15 protein-coding genes and 1 pseudogene are annotated in these 26,258 nt (G+C 46.7%); 3 read left to right on the top strand and 13 right to left on the bottom strand.

Annotated elements, in window-relative coordinates; genetic code table 11:
• Positions 1 to 7: 7 nt before the first annotated feature.
• The 10 genes from QUB56_RS08260 to QUB56_RS08215 form a co-directional block, all read right to left on the bottom strand.
• Positions 8 to 1,336 (bottom strand): tetratricopeptide repeat protein, encoded by a 1,329-nt coding sequence (locus QUB56_RS08260; protein ID WP_332954657.1) that lies wholly within the window; start codon positions 1,334 to 1,336, stop codon positions 8 to 10.
• Between the two features lie 47 nt (positions 1,337 to 1,383).
• Complete coding sequence (locus QUB56_RS08255; RefSeq protein WP_332954656.1) at positions 1,384 to 2,628, bottom strand: DUF2201 family putative metallopeptidase; 1,245 nt, start codon at positions 2,626 to 2,628, stop codon at positions 1,384 to 1,386.
• Entirely contained in the window at positions 2,625 to 3,626 is a 1,002-nt protein-coding gene (locus QUB56_RS08250; protein ID WP_332954655.1) for a MoxR family ATPase, read from the bottom strand. Before QUB56_RS08250 ends, QUB56_RS08255 begins: the two co-directional genes overlap by 4 nt.
• On the bottom strand, positions 3,623 to 5,647 hold the full coding sequence (locus QUB56_RS08245; RefSeq protein WP_332954653.1) for a HEAT repeat domain-containing protein: 2,025 nt from the start codon (positions 5,645 to 5,647) through the stop codon (positions 3,623 to 3,625). Before QUB56_RS08245 ends, QUB56_RS08250 begins: the two co-directional genes overlap by 4 nt.
• Before the next feature lie 194 nt (positions 5,648 to 5,841).
• A complete protein-coding gene (locus QUB56_RS08240) occupies positions 5,842 to 6,432 on the bottom strand; it encodes a DUF4347 domain-containing protein (protein WP_332954652.1) in 591 nt (196 codons plus the stop codon).
• Between the two features lie 505 nt (positions 6,433 to 6,937).
• Positions 6,938 to 7,420 (bottom strand): flavin reductase family protein, encoded by a 483-nt coding sequence (locus QUB56_RS08235; protein ID WP_332954651.1) that lies wholly within the window; start codon positions 7,418 to 7,420, stop codon positions 6,938 to 6,940.
• 329 nt (positions 7,421 to 7,749) lie between these two features.
• Positions 7,750 to 8,586, bottom strand: a complete 837-nt coding sequence (locus QUB56_RS08230; protein ID WP_332954650.1) for a dienelactone hydrolase family protein — start codon at positions 8,584 to 8,586, stop codon at positions 7,750 to 7,752.
• 408 nt (positions 8,587 to 8,994) lie between these two features.
• Positions 8,995 to 9,795 (bottom strand): precorrin-4 C(11)-methyltransferase, encoded by an 801-nt coding sequence (cobM, locus tag QUB56_RS08225; protein WP_332954649.1) that lies wholly within the window; start codon positions 9,793 to 9,795, stop codon positions 8,995 to 8,997.
• A gap of 119 nt (positions 9,796 to 9,914) precedes the next feature.
• Complete coding sequence (gene lgt / locus QUB56_RS08220; protein WP_332954699.1) at positions 9,915 to 10,808, bottom strand: prolipoprotein diacylglyceryl transferase; 894 nt, start codon at positions 10,806 to 10,808, stop codon at positions 9,915 to 9,917.
• Positions 10,809 to 12,009: 1,201 nt separating this feature from the next.
• Complete coding sequence (locus QUB56_RS08215) at positions 12,010 to 12,261, bottom strand: hypothetical protein (RefSeq protein ID WP_332954648.1); 252 nt, start codon at positions 12,259 to 12,261, stop codon at positions 12,010 to 12,012.
• Between the two features lie 169 nt (positions 12,262 to 12,430).
• Here QUB56_RS08215 and QUB56_RS08210 point away from each other — a divergent pair, with 169 nt between their 5' ends.
• Both QUB56_RS08210 and rlmN read left to right on the top strand, forming a co-directional pair.
• Positions 12,431 to 13,498, top strand: a complete 1,068-nt coding sequence (locus QUB56_RS08210) for an acyltransferase (RefSeq protein ID WP_332954647.1) — start codon at positions 12,431 to 12,433, stop codon at positions 13,496 to 13,498.
• Positions 13,499 to 13,609: 111 nt separating this feature from the next.
• Complete coding sequence (rlmN, locus tag QUB56_RS08205; RefSeq protein WP_332954645.1) at positions 13,610 to 14,719, top strand: 23S rRNA (adenine(2503)-C(2))-methyltransferase RlmN; 1,110 nt, start codon at positions 13,610 to 13,612, stop codon at positions 14,717 to 14,719.
• A 256-nt stretch (positions 14,720 to 14,975) separates the two neighbouring features.
• On the opposite strand, the gene QUB56_RS08200 is transcribed toward rlmN, so the two are convergent.
• Both QUB56_RS08200 and QUB56_RS08195 read right to left on the bottom strand, forming a co-directional pair.
• Positions 14,976 to 20,885 (bottom strand): Calx-beta domain-containing protein, encoded by a 5,910-nt coding sequence (locus QUB56_RS08200; protein ID WP_332954644.1) that lies wholly within the window; start codon positions 20,883 to 20,885, stop codon positions 14,976 to 14,978.
• Positions 20,886 to 21,390: 505 nt separating this feature from the next.
• Positions 21,391 to 21,787 (bottom strand): annotated as a pseudogene (locus QUB56_RS08195) (transposase); the annotation flags it as partial.
• A 723-nt stretch (positions 21,788 to 22,510) separates the two neighbouring features.
• On the opposite strand from QUB56_RS08195, the gene QUB56_RS08190 reads away from it, so the two are divergent.
• Positions 22,511 to 24,622: a cytochrome c peroxidase gene (locus QUB56_RS08190; RefSeq protein ID WP_332954643.1), complete on the top strand. Its 2,112-nt coding sequence runs from the start codon at positions 22,511 to 22,513 to the stop codon at positions 24,620 to 24,622.
• A gap of 503 nt (positions 24,623 to 25,125) precedes the next feature.
• On the opposite strand, the gene QUB56_RS08185 is transcribed toward QUB56_RS08190, so the two are convergent.
• Positions 25,126 to 26,160, bottom strand: a complete 1,035-nt coding sequence (locus QUB56_RS08185; protein ID WP_332954641.1) for a class I SAM-dependent methyltransferase — start codon at positions 26,158 to 26,160, stop codon at positions 25,126 to 25,128.
• Between the last annotated feature and the right edge of the window lie 98 nt (positions 26,161 to 26,258).

Below are 26,258 nucleotides of genomic sequence, written 5' to 3'. Positions count from 1 at the left end.
TCTCTCTTCAAGGATGTGCGGCCATTGCGTCAGTTTTAGCTAACTTGACAGTACCCTCCAAGGCTTGGTCTAAAATACCCAAAGCTACCTCCTCCCCTTGGGCATCGCCAATTTTTCGCACGATAGCCAACCACGACTTGGAATAATCAACGGCTTTGGTATAGTCGCGTGTTTTCAAGAAAGTTTTAGCCAGTTTTTCGATATCTAGGAGCGCTTGGAGGTAATCGCCTCTTTCTTGGGCAATGTCTAAGCTCTGCTGGCAGCACTCAATTACTTTGTCATATTTGCTTAGGGTCAAGTAAGCTTTGCCCAAATTACTCAGAGCGCGTCCCTCCTCACAGCGATGGCGAATCTCTCGTGCCATCTCTAAGCTTTGTTGGTAATACTCAATTGCTTTTTCAGGGTCGTTCCAGGACAAGTAGGCATTGCCTATAGCCCTTAGAGTGTGTCCCTTATCACGACGCTCGCCTCTCTGTTTGCTGAGATCTAAACTCTGCTGATAATACTCAATCGCTTTGGCACAATCGCCCACAGATAGGTAAGCATCGCCTAGATAGCTTAGCGCTGTCTCCTGTCCCTCGATATGGTTATCCATCCGTACAAGGGTTAAAGCTTGCTCTGAACAATCAATCGCCAAGGCATAGTCACCCAAACCCCAGAAAGCACCTCCCAAACAGTGCAAACTGTACCCCTCTCCCAAGACATAGCCAATTTCTCGTGTAATTTCTAAGCTCTGCTGTAAGTGTTCGATGGCTTTGGTATACTCACCTAGGTTATTGCAGGCAATTCCTATATTAACCAGAGCAGTCCCCTCTCCCAAGCGATCGCCCTTCTCACGATCCATTGTCAAAGACTGCTGGTGGCAATCTCTTGCCTTGAGATAGTCGCCTAGGGAAGAGTAAGCAATTCCCAGGGCGCACAAAGCGCAACTCCCCCGATCGAGATTACCAATTGTTCGTGCGATGGTTACACACTCCTGGAGGCACTCAATTGCTCTGCCGTACTCGTGCAGGGAACTGTAAGCTTGGCCCAACTTGCATAACTTACACGGGTCTTTAGTATAATCGCCAATTTCTCGTGTGATGACCACGCTCTGATTGAGGGCCTCAAGCGCCTTGGCATAATCGCCTGAACTCTCGTAAACAAGTCGCATCTCGCGCAGAGCATCTCTCATTTTATGCAGAGCGTCTTCCTCTCCCTGGCGAACACCGATCTCTCGATAAATAGCTACTGCCTGTTGTAAAAACGGCAAGGCTGCCTCAAATTCCTTACTCTTATACTGTTCCTTACCTTGCTCCAACAATCTATCCGCTTGTACTTCACGGGCATTGTTCATTTTTCCAATCCTCTGACGTTACTAAACACACTCAAAGTTAACAAGTCTTAGAAGTTTGACAGTAACTGCACAGTTTCTCCGAAAGGGAACTGCTCCGCGTCTAAACCCCCCGGAGTCACAACCCACAAAACTGGAAGCACAGGCGGTTCCTGCGGAAAGGTGCCGTACCCATCGGTGAGATAGACACACACCCCGCTACTGTGCCAGTCACGATTCACGCTAACTTTCTCAAAAAAGGGAACGAAGGACGTACCACCACCCCCTTCTGGCTTGGGTATCTCGCTATCAGCTTCCAGAGGATAAGGCCCATAGGCTTGCGCGTCAGCATAGTACAAGTCACAAGTTAGGTGAGGGTAAGCCTTGAGAATCCCCTGAACTTCACTAAGGAACAGTTGCATTTGCTGGTCTCCGATCGAGCCACTGGTATCCACAGCTACGAAAACTTGTACAGATTCGCCTTGGAGAGCTTCCAGGTAGATCCCGCGACCGATAAAACGGCGATCGAAACCCATAAAGTCAGTAGGTGTCTGCACCAGATAGCGCCAGAGGTAGGAGCGCCAGTCCAGTTTGGCCTGGGTTAATGCCCTTAGCTCCCGCTGCATTCCAGCAGGTACGCTGCCCTGACTGTTTGTAGAGCGGGCTATGGCAAGGGCTTGCTGCATGGCATCTCGCCAGTGAGCTTCCAAAGCAGCCTGCCTTGCTTGTGCCAGACTACCACTATCTATTTGGGATGGGGAATTCCCCTCTGCTCCCTGGCTTCTTGCCTTATCCTCTGCCTCTTGCCACCTCTCCCCCTCTCCCATCTCCGACTGACCTTCTCCTGAAGCATCACAGGGCGACTGACTTAACAAGTCGGGTTGACAGGTAGAGCAATTGGGGTTTTGTTGTAGCAGGATTTCATAAATTTCCTCCACACTCAAAAGCTCTAGTTTTGGGTCGCGCAGAGCATCGGAGGGCAGTTCAAAGCACCCCTGTTGGGCAATCATCCCATTCACCACAATGTCGGCGGCAGCATTCCACAGCTCCGGTTTCCGCTCACCCCGGCGCGGTACGTGCAACAGAGCCGCGTGCAAGACTTCATGCAGCAGCAGACCATCGACCTGGGCTGGAGGCAGGGAGCGCAAAAAGTCGGGATTGAAGAAGATATCCCAACCGTCCGTAGCAGCAGTGGCTACTAATTGAGTGGGTAGGAAGTGGGTAAACAGTGCCAGGGTGGCGAAAAAAGGAGATTTCATTCGCAGCCGGAGCAGCGAACCACTGATGAGCCGTTCCATCTCTGGTGCTAGTCTCATAGAGCCACCAATCCTTGAAAGTTCTTCAGAAAACCTTGAAGCTGCGGGTTCTTTTGTACCAGAGTTGCCAAGGCTCCTATTTGTTCTTTGGCTCGCATACTCCGGAACAAATCCACAGCAAAAAGCTGCACCCACTCCGCAGCAGCTACTTTACTGAGCCAAGTGAAAGCATTGTCAGCTTGGAGAGCATCATTCGCTCGCACAGCCAGACCAATCGTGGTGGCGTAGCGGACTGAAGGCTCATCAGGAAAAGGAATGGCATCACCTTGATTGCTGAGAATGCGCGTCAGTTCAGGCAAGGTCTCGTAGAGTTTAATAAAAGCTGCAAACTCGGCTGCGGTTTCGCTTCCTATGGCAGGTGTAATGTCCAGTCCAGCTTGATGCAGAAGGCTTGCCATTACCCAAGAGCGGGGAGAAGGCCAAGCCGGTTGCTGAGGGTCTAGCTTGTGGAGCAGGTTAGAGCGAAAAGATAGAAAGGCGATGATTTGCTCGTGCACTCTATTCGCCAGGGCATAGGCTTTGAAACTATCAAAATCTGGTTCTACTTGTAGGTGTAAAAAGCGGTTGGCGAGGGGAGTCGGCATATCAAAGACGGCAGCCCGGTCTTCTTTGCGGTTGCCTGCTGCCCAGACGTACCAGCCTTCCGGTACCACGTAGGAACCAACCCGCCGATCGAGGATTAACTGCTGAGCCATCCCCTGCATCGCCGGCGGAGCCATATTGAGTTCATCGAGAAACAGGATGCCTCTGCCGGAGTGAGGCAGAAATTCTGGCGGATACCACTTGGAAATACCATCTTCTGCAACAGGTAAGCCGCGCAGGTCAGTAGGAGCCAGTTGAGAGAGGCGCACGTCCACAAAGTCAATCTTATGTTCTTTGGCGACTTGAGCAACAATGCTGGATTTGCCAATGCCGGGAGCTCCCCAGATCATGGTACTGATTTGTAGGCTATTTTGGACCAGGTTATTGAGGTATGTTTTGAGAGCAGTAGGGGTCATGATTGTTGAGCGTGACGTTGTAAGTTGGCGACAGCAGCAGCACGGACAATGCGGTTAATATCAACAGCTAAAGCCGTGAGGGTATTAATTGATGTATTAGAATTTTGGGCGATGGCATAACGCTCCAGCCAAGCTTTGGACCGACAGTTTTCTGCGAGGATGTTCGCTGGAGTTTTCGGGTGGAGGAAAATCAGGAGACGGGTAAAAAATGGCAGAGCGTTTTTGGCGTAGCGCTCTAGCACCACAGGTAAACCTTCTGGGTGAAGCTCCAGGTAGCGTTCGACTGCAACTCGGCGAACACTCGATTTACGATCGTCAAATAGCTGTTCAAGAATACTCAAAGGGGTGTTGGGATGTTTTGCCGCACAGCGACGAATCTTATCTGTTTGATCCTTAGCTAACTGTTCTAGAAGACTCACAGGTACGTTTTGATTCATGGCAACGCCCAATCGGACATTCTCTTCGTTGTCTTGGGCCAATTCTACCAAGAGGTTTAAAGGAGCATCCGGAAGTTGAGCCACGAAACGGCGGGCAGAGCTATCTTCATGGTGAGCTAATAATTGAAGCAGGCTCTCTGGGGTGCCTTCCCCCAAACTCGAAAGAATTTCGGGGAGTTGTGTTGCTGACAAAAGAGAAAATGGGCTGACACTTATAGCGTTGAGCCTAATGGCAACAGCAGAGCGAACCCCCACATCTGTATCATGAGCCAACTGTCCCAACAGGGCGCCCCAAGGCGTGTTGACATTCAGAGCTACCATTCGGCGAACTCTAGCCTCTTCATCTAGAGCTAACTTCTCTAGAATTTTCGCTGGTGTATTGCTATATTTAGCAACACCTTTACGGACTTCACTCCTCTTGTCGATCGCCATTTGCTCGATCAGTGTCACAGGAGTTTTGTAACCGTTAACCTCAAGGGTATGGAGGTAGCTGTAATTCAAAGAAGCTAACTTTCCGGCTAACTGCTGTAGTATCGTGTCAGGTGTGTTGAAATTCCAGGCGAGATGTTGGCGAACTTCTGCATCCTTATCCTGCGCTAACTGCAAAAGAATCGGAGTTGGGGTGTGGGGACTGAGGGCAATATTGGTGCGGACAAGATTATTGTCATCTGTTGCTAATTCTTCTTGCAAGTTAAAAGGCGTGTTGGGGTTCCAGGCGATCGCCTCGCGAAACTTCTCCTGCTTCGCTAATTGCTCCAAAACGCTAGTGGGAGTATTCGCAGATTTAGCGGCATCCAGAAGGACTTGATAACAGTAATGCACTTTACCTGAAAAATGCTTTGTGGCGCACAGGTGCTTGATAATAAAATCGGGAATTAAGCCAATTTTTTGCAGCTCAAGTAGTGCGTAGCCTCTATCCTGTTCTTGGGATACTTGTAGAGTAATGTTCTGAATTATTTCACGAGCTGCTTCATCCCAGCTTTGAGTCATCTCTCCTGCTAATTTCACGTGCAGCCGCAATGCCTCTGCTATTTGAGACTCCAGGCTGTGAACTAGCTCTCCTGCCCAGTTTATATAGGATGGCGAGGCTTCTACTGATACAGAATTTTGGCTTTGAATCAGCTTTTCCAATACGGTTTTAGGAGTTTGGCTATTCGTTGCTACAGCTAACTTTACTTCTGAATCCGCGTGAGTCGCTGCCCACTCCAGGAAAAATCCTGGCACGCTTTCTACGCGGAGAATACTCCGCAAGGTAGTTAAAGGAATTTGCTCGACTAGATTCGGATTCTCTAGCAACAATAAAGAGAAGATAGGGTTGCCTAGCAGTTGCTCTGGGAATTCGCTTCCTAACTCCAGCAACACTTCAGTCGGGCTATTGGGGTTTGCTGCTACATGAGCGCGGGTAGTAGCATCGCTGCTAACACTTAATTCTCGTAACAAATTGGCGGGCGCACTGGTGTTATTAGCAACTATTTGTGCTAGTTCTGTACTAACTGTTGCGAGTTCAATGAGACGTTGTGGTGGTGTACTTTCCTTTGCTGCTTCTTGTTTGTAGTTCAGACATTCAGAGGGCTTAACTTCCATGTTCTGCTCCTAGAGATAAAGTCAATCTATGATTTCATGTTTTAATTGTTGAAGTCTTGTTGCCAATCATTCTGTTGCTTAGCGAAGTCAATCGATTTGAGATTTTAGATTTTAGATTTTAGATTGACCCCACGAATAAATGCGGCGGCTTGAGGATTTTCGAAAATCGATTTGGGATTGATTCCACGGATAAATCACGTGGCGGGTACCACCTTTGAAATTCGCTTGTCACTCTTTTTTGGCGAGGACACCAGTTCGCGATAACTGGAGTTTAGGTGATTCCTACAAAAGAAGGTACTCAAAGATTTAAAATAAAGGTGGGAAAAGCAGAGAGAGTGTGAAGTAGTTGGAAAACCCTCAAAATGACAAAAGGAATTTAAGTGTTGAGCAAATCGAAGACTTGAGATTGGCAGCCTCAAAAATGGGTGGAGCAAAACGCAGAGACTTTCTGGCGCAAATGACCAACCAATTTTGCCTAGTGAGTCGGTTTGTGGGGAAAACCATTGCTGTAGAGAATCCCGATCGCACTCTATATCATCTAAACTCACGTTACCGTCGCCGAGTTGCAACCTGCCTGGACTGCCGTGAGAAATGATGTGAATGCTGTCAATATTGCTGCGAGCGCCTAAAATTTCAGTAATTTGGTCGATCGCATCCCGGTTCCCATCCAAAACGACTATTTCCGTACCCGATTTTACCCCGGCCATCAAACTTTGATAATTTTCAACTTTCGGATCGATAAAGGCGATCGCACTTGGTGAAACTCGATTATTTAAAATTGGCATACTGCACCTACTCATAGCCAAAAAAAGACAATGATTCTCCTGTTTCACGACTCGCATCGGAAACTCTTTCTGAAGGTTGTATTAACCATAACTGTTTTTTGAGAAAATCTATATAAACTTTTCTTTATAAACAGTTTTTTAATTAAAGTTTTGATAAAGATGGGGAAAATTATTAACTAATATTACGGATGAGCCAGCGCCAGGTGGCTCAGCTAACCCAAAAATCTTTCAATAGCAAGTATCATTATACTAATTTTCAAAAGTATTGCTACAATTTTCAATCGGATACAAATTATCTGTCCTTCGCCGATTCCCCCGCCGGGTACCGCAATGCCGTCGCATCTCGTAAACAATTAAACTGATTCAATGGTTGGCGGCTGCAACTTTTTAACGTCGCTCTAATTCAACATAAAAATTTGTTTAGTATTCAGAAACCCGGACTTTTAAAGAAACCGGGTTTCTCAGTGTTAGTTTTTTTTACTAACAACTGCCAACTGCCAAGTCTTTAGCCGCCGTAATTCCAACCGGTGTTTTCTAGCAGCAACTGATTGCCTTCTCGGTGGACGCCTGCCGCCACAACTTCTCCCACATAAACCGTGTGATCGCCGTGTTCCACAGTACCGACAACTTTGCACTCGACGTAACCCAGAGAGTCCGAGATAATCGGACAACCAGTTTCCGCGCCGGGATAAAATTCTACATCCTCAAATTTATTGCCAACGCGGCGCTGCTGCTTGAAGAATTTCTGGGCTAAGTCTTTCTGTCCTTCTTCTAGGAAACTCAGAGCAAAAACACCGCTAGCTTTGATCATGGCGTGGGATTTGGAGTCTTGCTTGACGCAGTTGACAACTAAGGGAGGGGTAAAGGAAGATTGCATCACCCAGCTAGCGGTGAAACCGTTGACTTCCTCCCCGTCTTTGACACCGCAGATGTACAATCCGTGAGGGATTTTCCGCAAGATGGTCTTTTTAGCTTGTTCGTCTAGCACGGGCTTACCTGTTCGATCGATAATTCTACATCGCTCAGTTTACCTTTTGGAGAGCCCACAACCCAACTGTCTTAAGGGCGATCGCCAATATTGCCTTTTTCTCTTCTTTCTCTGACAAGCGAATTTCAAAGGTGGTACCCCCCACGTGATTTATCCGTGGAATCAATCCCTTTTCGAAAATCCTCAAGCCGCCGCATTTATCCGTGGAGTCAATCTAAAATCTAAAATCTAAAATCTAAAATCGATTGACTTCCCCCTCTTGGCGTCTTCGCGGTTCGTTAGACAGGCATTCTTTAAGCGGGAAGAGGGTAAGTTTTAACTCAAAACTATTATGCAACTCCGTGCTTTTTAAACCACTCTTGCAACTGTTTCCAAGCATCCTTAGCTTCTTTTTCCCGGTAAGTGGGGCGATAGTCGGCGTTAAAACCGTGGGGCGTATCTGGATAAAGCACAATTTCGGAACCGCTGCTGCCAGTTTTGAGAACTTCCCGCATTTTCTCGACTGTATCGTTGGGAATTGACTCGTCTTTGCCGCCGTACAGCCCCAATACAGGCACTTTCAAAGTTGCTGCAAGGTCGATCGGGTGTTTGGGAGTTAAAGCCGTAGAATTGCTAACCAAACGCCCGTACCAAGCCACTCCTGCTTTGACTTTCGGGTTGTGGGAAGAGTACAGCCAAACCATTCTGCCACCCCAGCAAAATCCTGTAATTCCCAACTTATTAATATTGCCTTTTCCTGACTTTTGTGCCCAATCTACGGTAGCATCTAAATCCGACATAGCTTGAGCGTCAGGAACTTTCGAGACAACTTTATTAATAATTTCTTGAATGTCGGTGATTTTAGAAACATCACCTTGACGGGCAAACATTTCTGGGGCGATCGCTAAATAACCTAATTTGGCCAAACGGCGGCAAATATCTTGAATGTGTGCGTGAACTCCGAAGATTTCTTGAACTACTAAAATTACTGGAAAATTGCTGCCGCTGGCTGGCATTGCTCTGTAGGCTGGAATTGAGCCATCTTTTACGGGAATTTTTACCTCACCTGCTATTAAACCAGCAGCATCCGTATTGATAACGGCAGCCGCAATAGGATGAACTGCTAAGGCAAATCCCGCGCTTAATGCGGTGACAGTAATAAATTGTCGGCGAGTTAAATCTTTCATAGAGAAAAAGGAAAAAGTAAGAAGGAAGGAAAAAGAAGGCGGGTTTTGTACGGAGATGGTGCGCAGTATATCTGATATTGCTTGCTAAACCCGCCCCTACAAGATTAATTTTATCAGATTTAGATTTAATTCTGAATTTTGAATAATTAGCTAAGTAGAGCGTGAAAAAAATATAGTATTTGTCGGGGGCTCTTTAGCTAAGAATCACTCCTATACAACCGAGAAGATGAGTGCAAAAGCCGCCCTCTCCATGTGATATTGATATCGTTTCCGGTTGCATCACAATAATAAAATCGAGTCAACATTTAATACTCAACCATTGAGTTTTTCCACCCGCCCGTCAACACTCAACAGTCAACAGTCAACAATCACGGACAGTGTAACCGGAATTGATAGGATTTGTAACGACTACTTATTTACCGTTTTTGATTTTTTTCGGAACAGCCGATCGTGCTCTGGATGGTACAAGCGCGATCGCCCTTGCGCTTCTTTTCCCAACGCCGGACTAATCACATACATTGTCGTTCTAAGCAAATTATTTTCGCGGGTAGCAACTGCCATTTTGTCAAGGGGAACTAGGACAATTTTTTCATCGGGCCAGCCCAACCGATAACAAATAGCTACAGGTAAATCTGATGGGTAGTGTTCCATCAATTTAGCTTGAGCTTGTTCGACATGGCGGGCGCTCAAATACAGGCACAAACTCGCTTGATGAGCCGCTAAACTCGCCAATTCTTCGCGTTCTGGTACTTCGGTTCGACCGCTAATTCGCGTCAAAATAATTGTCTGCACAACTCCGGGAACTGTCAACTCAATTTTAAGCTTAGCTGCAGCAAGTTGGAAAGCGCTAATCCCCGGGATTACCTCAAAACCAATTCCAGCGTCGGCCAAAGCTTGCATTTGTTCGCCGACAGCCCCGTAGAGACAGGGATCGCCCGAATGGAGGCGGACGACGCTTTTTCCGTCCTGCACTCGTTCCACCATCAAAGGTACAATCTCTTCGAGAGTCTTATCAGCAGTTTGGATCACTTCAGCATCCGCGCGTACCCCCTGCAAAATTTGCTCTGGGACTAGCGAATCAGCAAATAATATGACATCGGCTGCAGCCAATAATTTTTGGGCTTTAACAGTTAACAAGTCCGGGTCTCCCGGGCCTGCACCTACAATGTATACCCCTGGAATTAGGGATTCAATCTCTGTCAAACTCATGGCTACTAAAAAATTTTCTAAATTTACTAGCGCTTCCGGATGCACCTGTGTTGGTTGGAAGTAAGGGATGGTAGATGCACCCTGGTTTGAACCCTAGAGACTAACCTCTCTGGGGTTTTTTATTGATCCTCTGGGGATTTGTGAGCGATATTTGCCCGATCGCCGTTGGGGGAAATAACATCTGGTAAAGGTCGATCGACCAAATAAAGCCAAGCCAACCCGCCCAACCCTAAAACAATCCCAGTCAAGCTTACCATTTGCGCCGTCCGCAGCGCTCCGAACATCAAACTATCAGTTCGCAATCCTTCAATCCAGACTCTACCAGAACTGTAAGCTGCGATATAAACCAAAAACAAAGCACCAGTTTTCAAGCGAATTTTGCCCTGCAAATCGCGGAAAAACAAAGTCAGAAGCAACCCAAATACTGTCAAATTCCAAAGGGATTCGTATAGAAATGTGGGGTGGAAGTATTCAAAATTAGCGTAGGCGGGCGGGCGGCTGTTTGGGGGAATATAGAGTTTCCAGGGCAAATCCGTAGGACTGCCAAAAGCTTCGGAGTTAAAGAAATTTCCCCAGCGTCCTATCGCCTGACCGAGAATTGCCGAAGGCGCGATTAAATCTGCCAATTGCCAAAAAGAAACTCGCTGAATTTTCGCAAAAATTAAAGCTGCGATCGTGCCGCCCAAAATCGCCCCGTGAATGGCAATTCCGCCTTTCCAAATCGCAATAATATCCTCTGGCCTCTGGGCGTATTGCTGCCACTCGAAAGCCACGTAATAAATTCGAGCGCAGGGAATAGCGCCCAGGACCAGCCAAATTGCCAAATCGCCCAGCAATTCCGGGTTGACGCGGCGTTTTTGGGCCAAGTATTGGGACAGACTGACCCCAATCAAGACAGCAGAAGCTATCAACAGCCCGTACCAGCGGATGGCTATGGGGCCGAGTTGAAAGATAATCGGGCCTGGGGATGTAAATTGAAACGCTAGGGGCAGCGCCAGAATATTTAGCACCATAAAAGTTGCATTAATTGTCATGGAAAACAGTTAAATTTTGCATACCCTTTAACAAACTACAGAGTTTATTTTAGGTTGCTGCGGTCATTTATACGCAATTTTTGTGGAATTTTGCCAAAAATTAACTTTGTTGTCGAGATTTCTGTTATTGCAACCTTGTTGAGGTGGCACAACGGACTGAAGGGCTACACTCAGAATCACAGAATTACCTTGAAATGCGTCCAGGAATATACAGCAGGTTGCAGGTTTATGAAGTACCTCCCCTTATCGATCAATTCCCGTCGGGACAAGACACTGCCGTTTCCATACAGCACTTCATAAACCTGGGATACGCTGTTATACCATTTTATTAAATTCCTGCTACAGATATAGCGGTTCGATCGCGTGGTGAGGTATGCCCACGGAGGCCTATGCCCTGTGCCCTATGCCTTATGCCCTATGCCAGATAGTACCTCATGTTACGCTCGAAAGGCTATAGTCAGCTTTTTTAACTCTTTTTGTACCGCTTCTCTCAATTCTTCTATGCCATCAAATCTTAACCATTTCAAAAGTTCCTCGCTCTACTATCCTAGCCTTTCTATTAAATTCACTTCCGGACTATAAGCCGGCCCAAAGAGTAAAATCACGTTTTCTGGTATATTCAGGTTTAGTGAACTATGAAATCCTCCCTTGTCTAGTTTAATTCTCTGCAAATCATCTCGATAAGCGGCGACAAATAGCTCTAAAAACTTCTCAAAACCCACTGTGTATGGGTATTTAATAATAAATTCCCTCTTCTGTTTGAGGTTATACTACGACCTCTAACCACAGATATACAAATTCCAATTGCACTTTTTCGTGAACAGAAATTCCTTTTACCCTTAATTTAATTATTTGAATTGTGTGTAACACCATTCGACTTTCGTTCTGACTGCAATGTTGCACAGTTTTTCATTATAAAAAGCTCTCACTCTTACTCATGCTGGCTTCGATCGGGAATGACAGTTTTTTTATTCTTATACTACCCCTTTTTTTTGTTTGTACCTGACCCATCGCGGCATCTTTAATTTTCATTTCATCCGATATTTTCCCCACTTATGTACTGTCCACTATCACAATTCTACTTTATAACAGCTTGTCAACCGATGCACTTCTTTATAGCTATTAAATCCTTCAGGGCCTTGCAGTTTTTTCTCTAATCTTGAGAGCGTTTCTAGATTGATTATTTTTGGCCTTCCCGAAGGCGATTTATGGGATAATAATTCTGTGATTCCTCCTTGACGATAGCTAGATAACCATCTTTGGATCCTGGGTACGATCTTTCCAAAATAAAAAATGTAACTGAGAATACAGTTTCTACAGTTTTGGTTTTCAGCCAATACAGCGCTGGCAGTTTTTCCTGGCGGTGTGCATCTTTAACTTTCCCCAAAAGAACTTTGAGTTCTTCTTCTGTTTGAGTAAGATTAATCTTCACACCCCCTGACCTTGGCTCTCATTTTGGGTAATAAATTACTAAAATTCCAGAAATTAACTCTAACACTATTGTATGCAATTGGTATCAGCGTTAGTGGGGCTGGACATATAAAAACTATTGGTGGTAATATGGAATCATCAAAAACCAAGTTCTTAACCTAAAAATTATTATGACACCATCCAAATTTTACATTCCTTCCTTGGACGGAATGAGGGCGATTGCTTTTGTCATTGTCTTTTTATCTCATGCAGGGGCTACTCATATTGTCCCGGGAGGCTTTGGTGTAACAGTATTTTTCTTTATAAGTGGATATTTGATCACAACTTTGCTGAGACGTGAATATGAAAAAAACCAAGTCATTAATTTAAAACATTTTTATTTACGACGCATTCTGCGAATTTGGCCTGGCTTTTATCTAGTCTTATTCCTAGGATATATCTTGACATTGATAGGTGTACTTGAAGGGGAAATACAACTACCAGGTTTGTTAAGCCAGGTTCTACATTATTATAACTATTATGAAGCTTTTGCTGGTGGCTATGGAATAGCTCCTGGTACTTCTGTATATTGGTCTCTGGCGGTGGAGGAACACTTCTACTGTCTTTTCCCTTTTCTCTACATACGTTTAGTCAAAATGCGTGTGAGTCCCAAAAGGCAAATGTTAATTATTTTGGGAATTTGCTTAGCTATTCTAATTTGGAGATGTGTTCTAGTGTTTGGCATGGGAGCAAATGAATATCGCATCTATCATTTATCAGATACGAGAATAGATAGTATATTGTTTGGCTGTGCATTAGCGGTCTATGGCAACCCAGTATTAGATCCTCCCTATGGCTCGGATAGAATGTGGAAGTATTTCGTAGTCCCCGGAGGAATTACTATACTTATTTTCTCGTTTCTATGTCGTTATCCTGAATTTGAAAATACATTGCGTTTCACTATTCAAGGTATTGCGCTATATGGTCTTTTTATTGCTGCGATCCGTTTTCCAGATTGGGGAGTATTTCAAATTCTTAATTGGAGTTGGATGCGGTTTATTGGTCTGCTTTCATACTCGCTTTATTTAGTACACGATACAGTAATTCAAGCGGTGGCTCTTTATTTACCTCAAATTTCTGTGGTTTTGCAAGGAGCGATAAGTATGCTGATTTGCTTTATATTAGCCTATGCAATGTATAGGTATATAGAGGTGCCATGCGGAAAGCTACGCAAGCAGTTCTCCTCTTCATCAAGTTAAGTGCCAGAAAATAGTTCCTAAGTCTATTTTCGCCAATTTCGTCACCGATCGACGGCAGCTTTGGTCGAGAAGTTTTAAGATAGAGGGTGGCTTTAAATTTTCTGATGACCTATGTCTCCTACTTCCGTTTCTCAGGTGTACTCTTCTGGTAATTCCAAGGGTGCGAATCAGTCTCGCAAGACTGCTGCTTTGGCTGTTGAGTCGGGTAACATTCCGCCCTTGCTGGGGGCGAGTTTAGCTGAGTTAACTGAGTGGGTCCAGCAGCAGGGACAACCAGCTTATCGGGGAAAGCAGTTGTACCAGTGGATTTATGAGAAAGGTGCACGATCGATCTCTGACATTTCTGTATTCTCGAAACAGTGGCGCGAGACTGTTGCTAAAATTCCGATCGGGCGCTCGACCATTCACTATCGATCGGTGGCACCAGACGCCACCGTAAAGTATCTCTTAAAATTAGCAGACGGTCAAATCATTGAAACAGTAGGCATTCCCACCGATAAACGCCTGACTGTGTGCGTCTCATCCCAAGTTGGCTGCGCGATGGGCTGCGACTTTTGCGCTACCGGAAAAGGCGGTTTCAAGCGCAATTTAGAAAAACACGAAATCGTCGATCAAGTCTTGACTGTACAGCAAGATTTCGGCCGCAGAGTCAGCCACATCGTATTTATGGGAATGGGCGAACCCCTGCTGAATTTCGATAATGTTGTAGCTGCTGTCAAGTGTTTGAATCAAGACGTAGGAATTGGACAGCGAAACATCACCGTTTCCACAGTAGGAATTCGCAATCGCATCAGCCAACTAGCCGAACATCAACTGCAAGTTACCCTCGCCGTCAGCCTCCACGCTTCCAATCAAAGATTGCGCGAAGAGTTAATTCCTAGCGCCCGCCCTTATGTTTTGGGTGAATTAATGGCAGAATGTCGGGAATATGTGCGATCGACTGGGCGGAGATTGAGTTTTGAATACGTGCTTTTAGCTAATGTGAATGACTTGCCAGAACACGCAGCCGAGTTAGCAACTCACTTGCGCGGTTTTCAGTGTCACGTCAATTTGATTCCTTACAATCCGATTCAGGAAGCTGATTATCAGCGACCAACTCCCAATCGAATTAACAGTTTTGTTTCGGTTTTGAAGGAAAAGAAAATTGCAGTTAGCGTGCGGTATTCTCGCGGCTTAGAAGCAGATGCTGCCTGCGGACAATTGCGGGCATCCGAGGTTTAGAATGGGATTTTTACTGCTAAAAATTGTCGTAGGGTGTGTCCCGATAGCCTTATTTTCTCGATAATTGAGAAACTCTGTTCTGACGCACCTCATATCAAATCCGGTAGCATCAAAATTATAACATCATTTTCTGCATCTGCGTGAATCAGCGTCAATCCATTGTCATCTGCGTTTAAGAAATTATCTTTTTTTAACCGCAGATACAGGCAGATAAACACAGATTAACGCAGATGAATTAGATCGAGTCCGACTGTGCTTACACTGTTCGGAAATCGTTAACATTAATTAGCGAAGCGTTGACTCCGATTAAAGAGGCGATCGCAATTCCATTCACTTTAATCAAAGTATTGTTGTTACTCTGACTAATTTCTAATTGATTAAAAGTCACACCGCCAGACAATCCTAACAGATCTTCGCCTTGAACAAAATCGGAAATAATATCAAGTCCGAGATTACTTGCGATCGCAAAAGTGTCATTACCAATCCCGCCAATCAAGCTGTCCTCTCCTAAATCTCCGAACAATAAATCCTTGCCAGTACAACCGAGGATAGTGTCGTTGTTTCCACCCCCATAAATTGTATCATTTCCAGCACCGCCATCTATCAAATCATTATTCTCATTGCCACCGAGTAAATCATTGCCCGCATCGCCGCACAGGGTATCATTTCCTGATTGTCCGAAGATAGAATCATTGCCTTGACTTCCGACTATGACATCGTTATCTTGGCCGCCGGTGAGGATATCGTTGCCTTTGCCACCATCAATAAAGTTAGCGCCTTCATTGCCATAAATGAAGTCATTGCCATCTTCACCGTTAATCGAATCGTTCCCATTATTTCCGGAGATGATATCGTCGCCTCCACCGCCTAGTACGAGGTCGTTACCTTTGCCGCCAATAAGGAAGTCATTGCCGCCCTTTCCGTTGAGGAAATCGTTGCCTTCATTGCCGTTGAAAATGTCTGGGCTGTTGCCGCCAATTAGGTTGTCGTTACCTGCTTTGGCATCGAATATATTGGGAGTGTTGCTGCCCAAATAACCGTCATTTTTGGAAGTACCAATTAGGATGCCAGAATTGCCGTTGATAATGTTATCGACTGGATTTGGTCGATCGAGGTTTGGTCGTTCAATGCGATCGCCAATGCAGTTTGGATCGGGTACGGGCGTTGGTGTGGGAGTTGGCGTGGGCGCGGGCGTGGGAGTTGGCGTTGTGTCTACGATCGTCAAAATCGCCGTATTTTGATTTCCCAAACTAGCATTATTTGTGGCATTTGTCAAACTGAGATTGACAGTTTCATTCTCTTCTACTAAGGTGTCCTCACTGATAGAAATAGTGAAAGTTTTGCTAGTTTCGCCAGAGAGAAAGTTTAGGGTACCCGACGTAGCAGTGTAATCACTTCCGGCGGTGGCGCTACCGTCAGCAGTTTCGTAACTCACAGAGGCGAAGACATTTGTTCCACCTGTACGATTAACTACAATTGTTTGGGTTGTGCCGTTTTCATTAACGCTGTAAGTGGCGCTACTGAAATTAAAAATTCCCGGCGCTGCTATGTCGTTATCGGCGATCGCCACTGAGGCAGTTTCAGTACCAGCAGGCCCCAAATTGTAAGCAGCCCCACCCACTAAAGTTAGCTTCAGAGCCTCGCTACCTTCCACAAGGCTGTCGTCAATGGGGGTAATAGTAAAATCTGCGAAAGATTGACCTGCCGGAATGATAATGCTACCCGTTAAATCCGGCGTGTAATCATTGCTGGTGGCAAAGCCGGTACCGCTAGCAATTGTATAATTTACTGTCAGCTGCAGGCTGGTACTGCCCGATCGCGCGATGCGGAAAGTACCCGGATCTGTACCAGATTCGGCTGCTGCTGCGTCTGTCGCAGTAATAGTTACCGTCGGTAAGGCAATGTTAAACCTGGCTACAGTCGGATCGTGGTCGCTGTCTTGGTCGGCAAATTCTGAGTTGATGTGAACAACATCAAATCCGGCTAAGTTACTAGCTAAGTTATTGCTAGCTAAAATGTGGTCTAGAACCTGCGCGTTGCCTTGAAAATTATAAGTGTAACGCTCATTTTCCGGCAGAGTTTCAATTAAGTTTTGCAGCACAGGTGTGCCGATACCGCCCGGAATTCCCCGCACAACATTCAGCGGTTCGGAAAATTGGAAATCGTTTAAATCTCCAGCAACAATCACATTCGCATTGGCATCGACTGCCAAAATGCTATCGACAAAATCGTTGACAATTTGTGCTTGCTGGAGGCGCTGAGTTTCGCTGCTGAGGACAGGCGGTTGACTGGGACCGAAAAGCGGTTGGTCGCCGCCTTTTGAGTTGAAGTGATTGGCAATCACAAATACTTGCTGCCCGTTGAAGAGAAATTCACCGACTAGAGGCTTGCGGCTGCTATTAAATGCTGCATTAGTCGGGTCAATTCTGCCGGGACTTGCTGACAGTTCGGGCGCGCCACTGACGCTGTTAACTGTTGTTGGGGTTGTGGGAGTGCCGCCCGGGCGATCGACAAAAGTAACGCGGCTGGGGTTGAACAAAAATCCGACTCGAATATTGCCCCCCGGTTCGCCGCCGTCTTGGTTGTTTACAGGATTAATTTGCCGGAATTCATAAGTCGGGCCGCCCGCTGCTTCAATGGCGGAAATTAAGGTGTTGTAAGTTATGTCAGCCGCCACAGTAGTGTCATTAATCGCCCCGTTGTTGTCTTGAATTTCCTCCAAATTGATAATGTCAGGACTTTGGAGGTTGCTGACTATTCGGCTGGCTAGGGCTGGGAATTTGGCGGTATCGCTTGGGTCTAAATTCTCGACGTTGAAGTTGGCGACTGTCAGTTGATTGGCATTTCCAGTTAGGTTTGTAACTTCTTTAGCTAAGCCGCCGGAAGTCACGCTGGATTGAGGAATTTGAGCGGTATTTAAAACCTCGTAATTGCTGAAAGTGTAACCGACGATGCCTGAGACTTCACTCAAATTGTCGCCGACGTTGGTAACAGGCGATAGGCTGCCACCGCTGGGAGGATTGAGCAAGGTGTCGTCAATTTGAATGCGTTCCGGGTTAAAATCAGTAGCAGAAATGGCAATGCCACCGCGATTAGTTCTGCCCGTAGCGTTTGCACCGTTATCTGGCAAAACGTAGAATTCGCCCAAGTTATTTGTGGGGCCGACAACTACTGGATTGTTGACTTGTACGAGCATTCCTTCTAAGCTTTCATAGAAGTCGATGCCTTCCGTTGTCGGGTCGAAATCGCCGCCAGTTTCTACATTGCCCGCAGCAGTAAAATCATTTTGAATGAAGGTTGTAGGTTGAGTGCGGCCGCCGCTGCCGATAATAGTTGGAGTAACTGTACCGAGAGAGGCGATCGCCCCCACCGCAGCCCCAGAAACCGTAGCATTAATTTGGGTAGTGGTAAGATTGGTGGCGTTGTTAGCCGGGCGGAATTCGTCCACTCGACCAGTTACCTGTACCGATTGTCCGACTGTCGGATTCGCGATCGCGGAATTTCCCAGGAACACAAAAATCGCTTCCGATGTAGAATCTGGATTAGGCCCTGTGTCGGGAGTCGGGTCTTGCATATAAAAACCGCGACCGCCCCCAGCGCTTATTACCGCTGTCACTACACCCGGAACATTGCTAACAGTTTGAGTGGCTAAAGATGATGTGTGAGTTGCGCCTTGAATGTTGCGGATGCGCACCGGAGAATTACCTAAAGTTACGGTATCGCTGCGGAATTTCTGGAAGTTGTCCTGCGGCAAATCTTTCGAGATAATGTTGTCGCCGTACCACACATGGTCGCCGTTATCAACTAATAGCTGAATCTGACTGCTATCGGTTAAGGTACTCGGCACTTCCACGATTGATTCAAAACTGCCGCCTGCATTCAAAGCTGTCAAGTTCGCCGATCGCAAGATCGGTGCACCAGCAGCATTTCCAGTCCAAGTATACAGCCGGAAGTCTTTCGGGGCCGTACCCGTAGCGCTGTCAGCAGGGCCGGCGACAATTAGGTATTCGTTGCTAGCATTGCGATCTATACTGCGAATTCCGCGGCCGCCCAAATCTAATTCAATCGGATCGCCTATGGTAGCGCTGGTAGCCGTCCCCGTTACCAAGTTGGCAAAGTTAGTAATCGGTGCGATCAAAGCTTTAGTACGATCGGTTGTCGGAACTTGCGGTGCCCGGAATGCAACGTAAGCAGTAGTGTTGTCCGGGGCAAATGTCAAGCCTTCAATATTGAAACCGTCGAGGGTGGCTGCTTCCGGCACTTTGCCCGCGGCCGCGCTATCGGTAAAGTTGAAACCGTTAGCATCTCCCCACGCCATCAAATCATTTCGCAGGTTGTTGTACTGGCCGGTGTAAGCGAGATTTGTGGCCGCACCGGTACCGGAGATATCCGTCGCAAACAAGCGGTAGCGGTTGGGGCGCAAATTGCCGCCGCTGGCGTTGCTGTGGGAACCCAGCCAGTAAATTCGGTTGCCGGCGCGGGTTGAAGCTTCGATGTCAACTTCTCTGGGAACACCGCCGGATAAGTCACTCAAGCCGAGAGAGTTGGTAAAATCAAAGGTTTTGACTGGTAAGCCGGAATTGGCCCGATCGTACAAACGAATAATTTGGTCTTCGTCGTCGGCGACTACCATATAGTTGGAGTCGATCGCGATCGCCGTACTCGCATCGCTTGTCCCGGTGAGAAAGCGGCTGGTCCCAGGAGTGCCCGAAGCAGCAGAAGCAGCGTAGTTGAGGACGGTAGATGTTGTGCTTGTTCCGTCGCTAACGGTGACAGTCACATCAGCATAGCCGACACCTGCAGGAGTAATTTTGAGATTGCGGTTGGCACCGGTACCGCTGAGGGCTAAATTGGCGTTGGGAACCACAGCAGTATTGCTGCTGGTTGCGGTTAATGTCAGGCTGCCGGCCGCAGTCTCCGCATCGGCTAAAGTAAAGTTGACACCGAAGTTTTTCGCCGGATCGGTGGGGTCGTTGATAACCCCAGACAAGCTAGGAACTGTTAAAAATGTAGAAGCTGCACTCGGTGCGATCGTGGGAGGAGTGTTAGCAGTCGTTGCAACAGTTGTAGTGACAGCTGCAGTAGAGGAATTGTTGGTTTCGTTGCTTTCGGCGATCGTATTTCCCGGATCGGCAACGGAGGCCCCAGCAGCGCTGGTGACAGTACCCGCAGCAGTCGCAGTCACATTAACAGTCAGAATTGCACTGCCGCCCGGATCGATCGCACCTCCTGAAAATGTAACGGATCCACCCGCTTGACTGACGGTATAACCGGCAGCGCTAGCCGAATTGTATGTCACCCCCTCCGGCAGAGTGAAGTTGGCGCTAAGTCCTGTCGCAGCAGCAGTACCGCTGTTAGCTAATGTCAGCGTGTAGTTGAAGGGAGTGTTAACCGTCGCTGTCGCAGGGGCGCTGCTGGTGATGGTTAAGTCGGGTAAAGGAGTTGTTGTGGCGATCGTCACGGCAGCAGCAATATCTGTTAGTGCAGTAGGATTAGTCACAGTCGTAGCTGTGCGCGGAGTCGTCCAAGTACCCGTACTGGCATTGTAAGTTCCAGTTAACTTAGTAAATGCCCCGCCAGCAGGATCGGGAAAAATAGTTGTATTAGTGCCATCCCCAAAAGTTCCCTGTGCATTATTGTAGATATCATTTGTGGGCAATACATAACCACCCGTAGCAGGATTTGCAGTCCCTACACCCGTGCCAAAAAATACAGCATCAATCGGAACAGTTGCGCTAGTAATGCTGGCAACCGGAACGTCAAAAATCGCAATACCGTCAGCATTAGCGCCTCCATTTCCTAGCACCCCGGTAGCGTTCACAGATCCAAAACCATCACCCGCAGTTGTGCCTGTATTGATAGTTTTGGGCCAATTTGCCGCAGAAATATCTGTAGTGGCGGCACCGTTAATTAATTTGCCAGAACCCCCTATATAAGCAACTTGTCCCTGAGTGAGAGTACCTGAATTAATGCTGAAACCGTAAGTTAAAGCAGCCCCGCTAACCCATCCGTTGGGATTTGCAGTTCCATTATTTGCCCACACCACCGTGTATGGAGTCGCTGCAAAGTCGAGATCCTCTGTAGCAATTACCTGCAAATACTCGTAAGGGCTATCTGTACCGGCTGGATTTGCCATGTAGCCGGAAATCACTAATTTTGCTGCCATAACACTTTTTTCCCTAGCTGGCGATCGTTATTACTCCCAAAAACCGATACTACGACGCTAAAGTTAAGAAATAGTAACTGTTTATTTAAGTAACAGTTAATAAGTACCGATTAAAAATTATTTACGCGATTCTTTGCCAAATTATAGCTAATCGGGCCAATCTCAACAATACAAGTGTCAGCCGATCGCCCCACCGCACCTCTAACGAAATATCCACTCTTGCGAGCTCTCGCTAGTAAAATCTGCCCCTACCTTACTGCGGGCGCCCTACAATTTTCTAGCATTTTCCGCGGTCATAAGGGCGATCGGTGCGATCGTAATCTTGTGTTGTTGCACCTGAATTAGAGTATTTAGCCTCAAATAGTTCGGAAATCGTCAATACCCATTAAGCAGGCGGTGACTGCTCTCAACCAACCAATTACTTCTTCACTTACCTTAAATTTACTCCGCGCCTTGCGATCGTTCAAAGTTATCGATAACTGCTTGAACTCCGATATCCAAACAATACCATTTTTAGATTCACTTTGTTGAATAGGCTCACGCTGATTCTTTGCCTAAGCGTGAAATAGCAGCGATCCCTGAATCAAATGGCAGTTCGTTGCTGTATGTCTCCTAGCCGAGCGAGTATTGTAAATAGGGGCGATCGCGAATTTTCGAGACTGTTTCAAGGGTCGCTAATTCCGAATTTTTCCTTAAGAATTAACGCCCCCAACACCAGCCGAAACGATTTGGCAGGTGTACCCATTTCCCTCCGCGAAGTTGGGAGCATATTCTGCTTCAAATTATGACCGCAGGATGAGCCTAGGCGCGATCGTCCAGCGGTTATCTTCTGCCAGCTTTTTTTCTCAGGAGAATTCAAAATCGAAGGGTGGGCTGGGAGCTGGCTCAACTTTTCGGTACATGGTGACCAACGGTGATGCAAGGGTTTTGAGCCATTAGGTGGGGTTTTTTTTTTCACTCCTCCACCTTTTTTCGGTCAGACAGCCCAACCGGGCGTCTGCTTTTTCAATTTATACCGCAAGCCCTATATAAAGTTACGCAGTCCACGCTCCAACAACCAGAACATACAACCCACATTCCGCACTTCTTAACATACTCAAAAATATGTTGACGATCAAACGTCATCCTAGGAATTTAATCGCCAACATATTCTCGATAAATAATGACTATTGAGAACCCATAAACACTCCTTAATAAAAACTCATATTTCTACATATCAGCGGAATGCTTGTAGACAAAGAATTACAGCCATTTCGTACCAAAAAATCCCCAATTAATATTAAGACCTGCGTAATGTGCGATACAACGTAACAAAGCATCCTGAACCAGAAATACGGCTCGAGTTTGGTTGATAATTGGTGCCTGGGGCTATTTGCAGCATCCAATACAATTCACAGGGGTGTGCGTGCTAATTTAATTAGAGTAAGATAAGTTATTCAACCAACATATCCGCCGCCGTCTCAAGTTTACAATCAGAATGCTATTCAAGCACTTGAGGAATCTGTTTTGGACAACTCTATGTAGGAGCCAAACAAATAAGTAAAATGTTGAAAAATTTCAGTCGGATGCATCTAACTAATCTATTTCGGTTGGTAGCAACGCAGCTTAAGCGAACAAGCCACATTATGGCAATCGCTACAGTTGTCGCTGTTGCCATCTTAGCCGGACACACAGTATCGGCTCAAGTCGGTCCTCCACCAGCTAATCCACTGGCTTCGCTTAAAACCGTACCAGTCCCTGAGCCATCAAACTTAGGAGACTTCGTCAAAGACAAACCGGCTGCAATTGCCTTAGGAAAAGCGCTGTTCTGGGATTTGCAGGTGGGGAGCAACGGACAGCAGTCTTGCGCCAGTTGCCACTTTCACGCAGGAGTTGATAGTCGTGCTAAGAACCAGCTCAGCCCAGGGCTGTTGCGGGTAAATGCCACCGGTGGGGCAGATCCAGACGTTACGTTTAATGCAGGTAAGGGTCCCAACTCTGTGCTGCTGCCAGCGGACTATCCGTTCCACAAGCTGGCAGACCCGAACTTGCGCTCCTCGCAAGTTCTACGTGACACGAACGATGTTGCAGGCTCTCAAGGGGTAAGTCTGACAAAATTCATCGATATTGTCCCTGGTAGTGCCGTCGATCAGGTACAGGTTCAGCCAGATCCGGTCTTTAACGTCGGGGGCATCAACGTGCGTCAGGTAACAGAGCGCAACACGCCCAGCACAATTAACGCTGTGTTTAACTTCCGCAACTTTTGGGACGGACGCGCCCAAAACGAATTTAATGGTGTGAATCCGTTTGGGTCAAGAGACCCAAATGCCTTTGTCCTGAAATCACTCAGAAAGCAAGACCGTCCGGAGAAGGTGAAAATTAGCCTGAAGAATTCAGCGCTGGCGTCCCAGGCAGTGGGCCCACCCCTAAGCTCTGTGGAAGAATCGGCAACGGGTCGGATACTTCCTGATATCGGGCAGAAGTTCGATCGGATTAAAATCAAAAAGCTGCCTAGAGAGACGGGTAAAAAGCTCAAACAGCTACGGCCGCTTGGCACACAGCTTGTGCATCCCCAAGACAGCGTTCTGGGCAGGTTGAGCCGTTCGCCCCAGCCCGGACTCAAAGACAAAAGTTACGAAGAAATGATTGAGGATGCGTTTAAGCCGGAGTGGTGGGACTCGCAGTACATCATCAAGGTTGATTCTACAGGAGGAACTCAGTATGTCAGGCAGCCGCAGGGACCCAGGGCAACTGATGAGTTTTCACTGATGGACTACAACTTCTCATTGTTTTTCGGATTAGCGATTCAACTCTACGAATCCACCTTGATTTCTAACGATTCACCCTTCGATCGATTTATGGAGGGAAACAGCAACGCGCTGACTCCACAGCAACAGCAAGGCATGGCTCTGTTTAACCAAGCGTGTGCCGGGTGTCACGGTGGGCCTGAATTTACCAACGCCTCCGTCAAAAATGTGGAGAATCAACGGCTCAAACGGATGAGGGTGGGAAATGGTGCACAAGCTATCTATGACAATGCCTTCTACAATATTGGCGTTCGACCCACTGGGGAAGACTTGGGCGTGGGCGGCAAAGATCCTTTCAACCATCCCCTTTCAGAATCGCGGCTAGCTCAGCAAGGACTCTTTCAGTCATTACTAAATGCAACTCCAAATATACCCGTCGCTGCAAATGAACGCATTACAGCAGACGGTGCATTCAAAACGCCTGGACTGCGGAATGTGGAGTTGACTGCTCCCTACTTCCACAACGGTGGGGAACTCACCTTGCGAGATGTCGTTGATTTCTACAATCGAGGCGGGGATTTTGCTGAGAACAACATTGACAATCTCGATATTGGGATCCGCAACCTAAACCTCACCGAGGAACAGAAAACGTCTTTGGTCGCATTCCTTCTATCTCTGACTGACGATCGCGTTCGCTATGAGCGTGCCCCGTTCGATCATCCACAACTGTTTGTGACGAATGGGCATCCCGGAGATCAGTACACCGTGACCAATGATGGCACAGGGCAAGCGACCACAACAGTGATAGAGTTGCCTGCGGTGGGTACCAACGGGACTAATACTCCTGCACCAAACTTCTTGGGCGTTTCCTCGCAGCTATCGCCGTCAGCGATTACTCCGCCATCTCCTGCGCCATCATCAGCGACTCCACTTAAGGGAAGCATTACTGACCAAGACTGTCCACCAGGCTCAAAACTTAAGTTTGTGAAGGGAGGATATATCTGCAAGTAATGATTTCCTGCGGTATTGAACACCGCTTTAAAGGGGATTAGCAGGCGATTTTCGCGGTTGAAGCCGGAGAAAACCAAACCCATGCCGCGACGTCAAATCTATCGTAATCCCCTTTGAGTCGTGAACTTAACCGTTAAAATCCCCAACTTCTTAAAGAGGTTGGGGATTTTGTATTCATCGCTTGAGTGTGGAGCTCCAAGGAGCCAGAGCAGGAGCCACAAAGAGCTTGCTCAACTTTTCGGTACACGATCGCCGATGATGCAAGGGTTTTGAGGCATTATATCGCTATTTTTTTTGTACTCCCCCACCTTTTTTCGGTCAGACAACCAAATTAGCAGCTCCTTTTTTACTTTATTCAGCAAGCCGTATATAAAATTCTGATCTTTAACAAAATTAGAGATAATATCAAATCCTCCCCCATTTCCCAAACAAAAGTATCCTCGCCCAAACATCGGACAAATTTAGACAATTTTTACCTAAAAGTTGAGCCAAAACAATAAACTCTACAAGCGTTTAACAAGTATCCACCGCAACTCTAACGGTGGTGTTTGTTCCACCGGAAATAAATCCCGGCCGCTGGCCCAACTGACAAACCAAGGTGTCGGCGGCCACGCCGAATCAGGCAAATGTTTTTGTTCGTAGTCAATCACCGATTGATCGGAAATAATTTCTAACGGCAAACCCTCTATTGCTGCTTGCAATTCTTGTCTGGTAATCAGATAAGACCAACACAATTCAGACATTTGTTTTGCCATCTCGTCGGGTTCGTACCCATCTACAGCTAAGAAAGCACTGAATAAGATAAACCCGCCGCTTAAAACGGCATCGGACATTTTGCCGAGGAACAGGCGGACTTGTTCGGGGTAGCGGAAATGAGAGAGAACTTCGGTAGCAATGGCTAATTTGTACCGATAAGTTTTCATCCTCAATAATGGGTCTAAAACGTCGCCTTGGGTGACATTTATCGGCAAGTTTTCGGCGGTGGCTGCGGATGATAGTTTCTCGGCAAATATGGGTGTTAGTTCGATCGCATCTACGGGATGCCCTAACCTTGCTAAGGGCAAACTATTGCGCCCAGGACCGGCACCCACATCTAAAATAGGTACTTTTGGGGGTTCACCTAATTCGGCGGCAATGGCGATGACTTTGGCATCGGGATGGCTGCCGAATAAAGGTTCGGGGCGAATCTCGGGCCAGCTATGATATTTCTGGGCTATTGATTCGACTTGAATCTTGGTATCCAGAGTAATGCCGCCGGCTAAACCGATTTGGGAATTGGCGGGAAAGTATGAGACTATTAGATTAGAGTGGGGAGAATTTTTGAATCCTTCTGCTAAGGCGTTGGCAATTAATGTTCGCAAGTTTTCGATTTGGGCAGCCTCGAGGTTTTGCCCGAGAAGTTTTAAGAAGTCTGAGAGAAATTTAAGATAGTCGTCTAGCATTGATGGCAAGCAAGGCAGATAGAATTCTCCCTTGATGCCGATGCTCTTTTTGAGCCTTTCTTTGAGAATTAATTTCAGGCGATTGGAGTCACTCATTCGATTTTAGATTTTAGATTTTAGATTTTAGATTGACTTGCAGCATTGAATCTGGGAGCTTGAACCAGACTCTAAAATTTTGATCTCTTCACCACTTA

Source organism: Microcoleus sp. AR_TQ3_B6 (genome assembly GCF_036702785.1).
In the GTDB taxonomy this organism is placed as follows: domain Bacteria; phylum Cyanobacteriota; class Cyanobacteriia; order Cyanobacteriales; family Microcoleaceae; genus Microcoleus.
The sequence above is the reverse complement of the archived record's forward strand: the minus strand, read 5'-3'. Positions and strand labels throughout refer to the sequence as shown.

Excerpts from the sequence above, each read along its gene's own strand:
- QUB56_RS08260 (WP_332954657.1), bottom strand. The coding sequence starts at position 1,336 with ATGAACAATGCCCGTGAAGTACAAGCGGATAGATTGTTGGAGCAAGGT.
- QUB56_RS08255 (WP_332954656.1), bottom strand. The coding sequence starts at position 2,628 with ATGAGACTAGCACCAGAGATGGAACGGCTCATCAGTGGTTCGCTGCTC.
- QUB56_RS08250 (WP_332954655.1), bottom strand. The coding sequence starts at position 3,626 with ATGACCCCTACTGCTCTCAAAACATACCTCAATAACCTGGTCCAAAAT.
- QUB56_RS08245 (WP_332954653.1), bottom strand. The coding sequence starts at position 5,647 with ATGGAAGTTAAGCCCTCTGAATGTCTGAACTACAAACAAGAAGCAGCA.
- QUB56_RS08240 (WP_332954652.1), bottom strand. The coding sequence starts at position 6,432 with ATGCCAATTTTAAATAATCGAGTTTCACCAAGTGCGATCGCCTTTATC.
- QUB56_RS08230 (WP_332954650.1), bottom strand. The coding sequence starts at position 8,586 with ATGAAAGATTTAACTCGCCGACAATTTATTACTGTCACCGCATTAAGC.
- cobM (WP_332954649.1), bottom strand. The coding sequence starts at position 9,795 with ATGAGTTTGACAGAGATTGAATCCCTAATTCCAGGGGTATACATTGTA.
- lgt (WP_332954699.1), bottom strand. The coding sequence starts at position 10,808 with ATGGTGCTAAATATTCTGGCGCTGCCCCTAGCGTTTCAATTTACATCC.
- QUB56_RS08210 (WP_332954647.1), top strand. The coding sequence starts at position 12,431 with ATGACACCATCCAAATTTTACATTCCTTCCTTGGACGGAATGAGGGCG.
- rlmN (WP_332954645.1), top strand. The coding sequence starts at position 13,610 with ATGTCTCCTACTTCCGTTTCTCAGGTGTACTCTTCTGGTAATTCCAAG.
- QUB56_RS08200 (WP_332954644.1), bottom strand. The coding sequence starts at position 20,885 with ATGGCAGCAAAATTAGTGATTTCCGGCTACATGGCAAATCCAGCCGGT.
- QUB56_RS08190 (WP_332954643.1), top strand. The coding sequence starts at position 22,511 with ATGGCAATCGCTACAGTTGTCGCTGTTGCCATCTTAGCCGGACACACA.
- QUB56_RS08185 (WP_332954641.1), bottom strand. The coding sequence starts at position 26,160 with ATGAGTGACTCCAATCGCCTGAAATTAATTCTCAAAGAAAGGCTCAAA.